Annotated in this window: 5 protein-coding genes and 1 pseudogene; all 6 read left to right on the top strand. The window is 42.8% G+C overall.

Translation table 11 applies throughout. The features are described 5' to 3' along the window. Window positions 1-356 (top strand): annotated as a pseudogene (locus SMIDD26_RS13080) (serine O-acetyltransferase); the annotation flags it as partial. An 11-nt stretch (window positions 357-367) separates the two neighbouring features. Further along, the gene (locus tag SMIDD26_RS06805) at window positions 368-1,252 is read left to right on the top strand and encodes a GNAT family N-acetyltransferase (protein ID WP_061439638.1); all 885 of its coding nucleotides are present in this window, start codon (window positions 368-370) and stop codon (window positions 1,250-1,252) included. An 81-nt stretch (window positions 1,253-1,333) separates the two neighbouring features. Then, the gene (gene cysS / locus SMIDD26_RS06800) at window positions 1,334-2,677 is read left to right on the top strand and encodes a cysteine--tRNA ligase (protein WP_061439637.1); all 1,344 of its coding nucleotides are present in this window, start codon (window positions 1,334-1,336) and stop codon (window positions 2,675-2,677) included. Continuing rightward, window positions 2,670-3,056 carry a Mini-ribonuclease 3 gene (locus SMIDD26_RS06795; protein WP_061439636.1) on the top strand — a complete coding sequence of 129 codons (387 nt, stop codon included), beginning with the start codon at window positions 2,670-2,672 and terminating at the stop codon, window positions 3,054-3,056. The genes cysS and SMIDD26_RS06795 overlap by 8 nt, the downstream gene beginning before the upstream one ends. Before the next feature lie 3 nt (window positions 3,057-3,059). Continuing rightward, window positions 3,060-3,929, top strand: a complete 870-nt coding sequence (locus tag SMIDD26_RS06790; RefSeq protein ID WP_061439635.1) for a helix-turn-helix domain-containing protein — start codon at window positions 3,060-3,062, stop codon at window positions 3,927-3,929. A gap of 111 nt (window positions 3,930-4,040) precedes the next feature. Beyond that, a partial coding sequence (locus SMIDD26_RS13075; RefSeq protein WP_246746965.1) for an ABC transporter ATP-binding protein occupies window positions 4,041-4,418 on the top strand: 378 nt, incomplete at its 3' end.

The following is a 4,418-nucleotide window of genomic DNA, read 5'->3' as shown; positions in this document are numbered from 1 at the left end:
GAGAGACGGCTATCGTTGAGACGGGAGTTCTCCTCTATCATGGGGTGACTCTTGGGGGAACAGGGAAAGACTGTGGCAAACGCCATCCAACCGTTCGTCAGGGTGCCCTTATATCAGCGCATGCCCAAGTTATTGGTCCTGTAGAAATTGGTGCAAATGCCAAGGTCGGTGCTGCAGCAGTTGTCGTAGCAGATGTACCTAGTGATGTGACGGTTGTCGGTATTCCGGCCAAGATTGTCCGTGTACATGGTAAAAAGGATGAGCCGGTCATTCACGAAGTCGAAGAAAAACGAGAGTACTACGTCAATAAACTCGAGCAGGCTAAAGAAGCCAGTCACAGATCGTCTGGGTTGTAGAGGATACCTATATGATTCAAGCAAGAAATAAGTTAAGCCAAGAGGAGCTATCTGAGGCGAAAAAACTAATTAACTGTTGCCAAAACTATGACGGTACCTATCGTGATCCCTATCTCTCTAACATGCTTAATTTTGACCCAAACATGCCCGCCTTTTTCCTTTATTATGAAAAAGGCGAACTTGTTGGTTTATTAACTGTCTATGCAGATGACCAAGATGTAGAAGTGACGATACTGGTTCATCCAGATCATCGCCGTCAGGGAATTGCGCGTGCTTTGTTTACGAGTTTTGAGAGAGAAACAGCTTCTTTTCCTATTCGTTCAGTGACTTTTCAGACAGAATGTATTTTTCTAGAACGTCATCCTGATTTTGTCAGCAACTGGGGATTGGTCGAGGATGAAGAGACAGAAACCTGGTTAGGTAAGGATAGAAGACCATATCCGTTAGCAAAACTTTCTAATCTTGAAGTTTTGTTAGCAGATAGTTCGTATCAGGATCAAATTAGTCAGTTAAAATTTCAGGCATTTTCAGAGGAACATGAGTCTAGAGAGATTGTGGATAGATATGTCGCTGAAGCTCTGAAGGATCCAGAAAGTCGCCTGTATATTTTATTAAAAAACGATCAGGTCATTGGAACTTGCACGGTAGATTTATCGACTAATACGAATTACTTCTACGGTTTAGCAATATCTGAACCTGAACGTGGGAAAGGCTATGGAAGCTACTTAGCAAAATTCCTCGTCAACCAACTGATTGAGCAAAATGACAAGGAATTTCAGATTGCAGTAGAGGACAGCAACGTAGGTGCCAAGCGCTTGTATGAAAAAATTGGCTTTGTCAAACAGACTCAGGTGGTTTATCTGAATGAGAAAGGAGCAAGGGATTCCGAAGTGTAGAGACATTCGGACTGAAATTCAATTGAACTTTTAGTGATGAAACTAACTGTTCTTGGATTTCAGCTTTCCTGATTATGATTTATGATTAAAATCTATGACACTATGTCTCGTGATTTGCGAGAATTTGTCCCGATTGAGGACGGCAAGGTAAAGATGTATGTTTGTGGGCCAACCGTGTACAACTATATCCACGTTGGGAATGCCCGTTCAACGGTGGCTTTTGATACCATTCGTCGCTATTTTGAGTATCGTGGTTATGAGGTTGCCTATATTTCCAATTTTACAGATGTGGATGATAAGATTATCAATCGCGCCAAGGAAGAAGGTATCACGCCTCAGGAGGTTGCGGACAAGTACATCGCTGCCTTTCGTGAGGATGTGACGGCCTTGGGCGTCAAACCTGCGACTCGCCATCCGCGTGTGGTGGAGTTTATGGCTGACATTATCCGCTTTGTGGAAGACTTGATTGAAAAAGGTTTTGCCTATGAGAGCCAAGGGGATGTTTACTTCCGTGTGGAAAAATCCCACAACTATGCTAAATTAGCAAATAAAACCTTGGAAGATTTGGAGCTAGGTGCTTCAGGTCGTACCGATGAAGAAACGGCACGTAAGGAAAATCCTGTAGATTTTGCCCTCTGGAAAGCTGCCAAGCCAGACGAGATTTCTTGGGATAGTCCTTGGGGACCTGGTCGTCCGGGCTGGCATATTGAGTGTTCGGTCATGTCAACAGAGATTTTGGGCGATACCATTGATATCCACGGTGGCGGAGCCGACCTAGAGTTTCCACATCACACCAATGAAATTGCCCAGTCAGAAGCAAAAACAGGCAAGATTTTTGCCAACTACTGGATGCACAATGGTTTTGTTAATATCGACAATGTCAAGATGTCCAAGTCTTTGGGGAACTTTATCACCGTGCACGATGCCCTTAAAACTCTTGATGGGCAAGTGCTTCGTTTCTTCTTTGCGACTCAACATTATCGCAAGCCTATCAACTTTACGGAAAAGGCAGTGCGTGATGCAGAGACTAATCTCAAGTATTTAAAGAACACTTACGAGCAACCATTTACAGGAAATGTGGACGCTCAAGAATTACAAGCATTTAAAGATAAGTTTGTAGTAGCAATGGATGAGGATTTTAATACAGCTAATGGAATTACTGTCGTCTTTGAAATGGCCAAATGGATCAATTCTGGCAACTATGATGCAAGTGTTAAGCAAGCTCTTGCGGATATGTTAGAAGTCTTTGGAATTGTCTTTGTTGAGGAAGTTTTGGATGCAGAGATTGAAGACTTGATTCAAAAACGCCAAGAAGCGCGTGCCAATCGAGACTTTGAGACAGCAGACCAAATCCGAGACCAACTGGCTGCTCAAGGCATTAAGCTCCTTGACACCAAGGATGGAGTGAGGTGGACACGTGATTGATGTCAATCTCATTAACGGGATTGCGTTAGCTTTTGAGGGAGATGCGGTTTATTCCATGTATATTCGTCGTCACCTCATCCTCAAAGGCATGACCAAACCCAATAAACTCCATCAAGAAGCGACCAAGTATGTGTCGGCCAAAGCTCAGGCCAGCCTGATTTCTCTTATGTTGGAGGAACAAGTCCTAACGGAAAAAGAAGAAGAAATCTACAAACGTGGTCGCAATACCAACAGCCACACTAAGGCTAAAAATGCTGATGTGGTGACTTACCGTATGTCCACAGGTTTTGAAGCCGTGATGGGCTATCTCCATATGACTGAAAATCTGGAACGTCTTGAGAGCTTGATTTCTTGGTGCATCCAAAAAGTGGAGGACTAGGATATGATGGCAAAAGAACTACAAGACTGGTTTCCTGAGGCTCAGATTTCAGACCAGCCAGTAGAGAAAGAGGGTTATCTCACGCTCCCTTTAGCTTCTCAGCAGTGGATTTTGCTGGAGAAATCTGGTCTCAGTGAGCGTGAAAAGCAGTTGGTTGCCCTCTTGACCCAGCAGGAGCAGGCTCGTTCGCTCAATCCTTGGTATTCCTATCTGATTGAGGGCAAGGGGCAGGCACCGCAATCTTTTAAAAAAATTCAGTTAGTTTATTGTCATCTTTCCTATTTTCAGCAGGAAAATCTATCCTCTTGGCTAGATATGATGCGGACTCTTTTTCCCAACTGTCAGACGGTGCTTCAGGTCGGAGCTCAGGATTATGTTTTCGTGCTTCAACAAGACAAATACACCTCTGTACGAGCTATTTTAAGTGATACGATTGAAGCGGTTGAGTATGACTTTGGACTGCGTCTCTCTATCATGTTGGGTCAGGTTTGGTCTCAGACGGGGCATCAAGCCCTATCAGACTTGATTAAAGCGGAGCGGGATTTATTTAAGACTTGGTGGCGTCAGGGTCATCAAGGTGTTCATACTTTTTCTCAGCTCTATCTTTGGAGTATGGGAGAAAGACTCGTGGACTTGAGAGTAATCAAGGAATGTCTACACCAGATGATTTTGGATCAAGATCAGATTCAGGAAATCATCCTCTCTCTTTGGGAAAATAGTGCTATTCTCACTAAAACAGCCCAGAAACTCTATCTGCACCGCAATTCTCTCCAATACAAGATTGATAAATGGGAAGAATTGACAGGGCTTCAGTTGAAGGAATTGACTGACCTTACCTTGTGTTATCAGTTGATTTTACCAGATATAATCTAAAGTTTTGTGCAAGTTGCACAGAACTTTTTTGTTTTTTGGTCACCTTGCCATAGAAATGTAAAGCGTTTTCATTTATAATAAAACTATCAAAAGACAAAAGGAGTTCACCTCATGGTAGAATTAAATCTTAAAAATATTTACAAAAAATATCCAAACAGCGAACACTATTCAGTTGAAGATTTCAACTTGAACATCAAAGATAAAGAATTTATCGTTTTCGTAGGTCCTTCAGGATGTGGTAAATCAACTACACTCCGTATGATTGCTGGTCTTGAAGACATCACAGAAGGAACTGCATCTATCGATGGCGTGGTTGTCAACGACGTAGCTCCAAAAGACCGCGACATCGCTATGGTATTCCAAAACTACGCTCTTTACCCACACATGACTGTTTATGACAACATGGCTTTCGGTTTGAAATTGCGTAAATACAGCAAAGAAGACATCGACAAACGTGTGCAAGAAGCAGCTGAAATTCTTGGATTGAAA

Origin of the sequence: Streptococcus mitis, from assembly GCF_001579035.1 — a bacterium.
GTDB classification, from domain to species: domain Bacteria; phylum Bacillota; class Bacilli; order Lactobacillales; family Streptococcaceae; genus Streptococcus; species Streptococcus mitis_J.
Note: the sequence above shows the minus strand (reverse complement) of the source record. Positions and strands in the feature narration are given on the sequence as shown.

Excerpts from the sequence above, each read along its gene's own strand:
- cysS (WP_061439637.1), top strand. The coding sequence starts at position 1,334 with ATGATTAAAATCTATGACACTATGTCTCGTGATTTGCGAGAATTTGTC.
- SMIDD26_RS06790 (WP_061439635.1), top strand. The coding sequence starts at position 3,060 with ATGATGGCAAAAGAACTACAAGACTGGTTTCCTGAGGCTCAGATTTCA.
- SMIDD26_RS06805 (WP_061439638.1), top strand. The coding sequence starts at position 368 with ATGATTCAAGCAAGAAATAAGTTAAGCCAAGAGGAGCTATCTGAGGCG.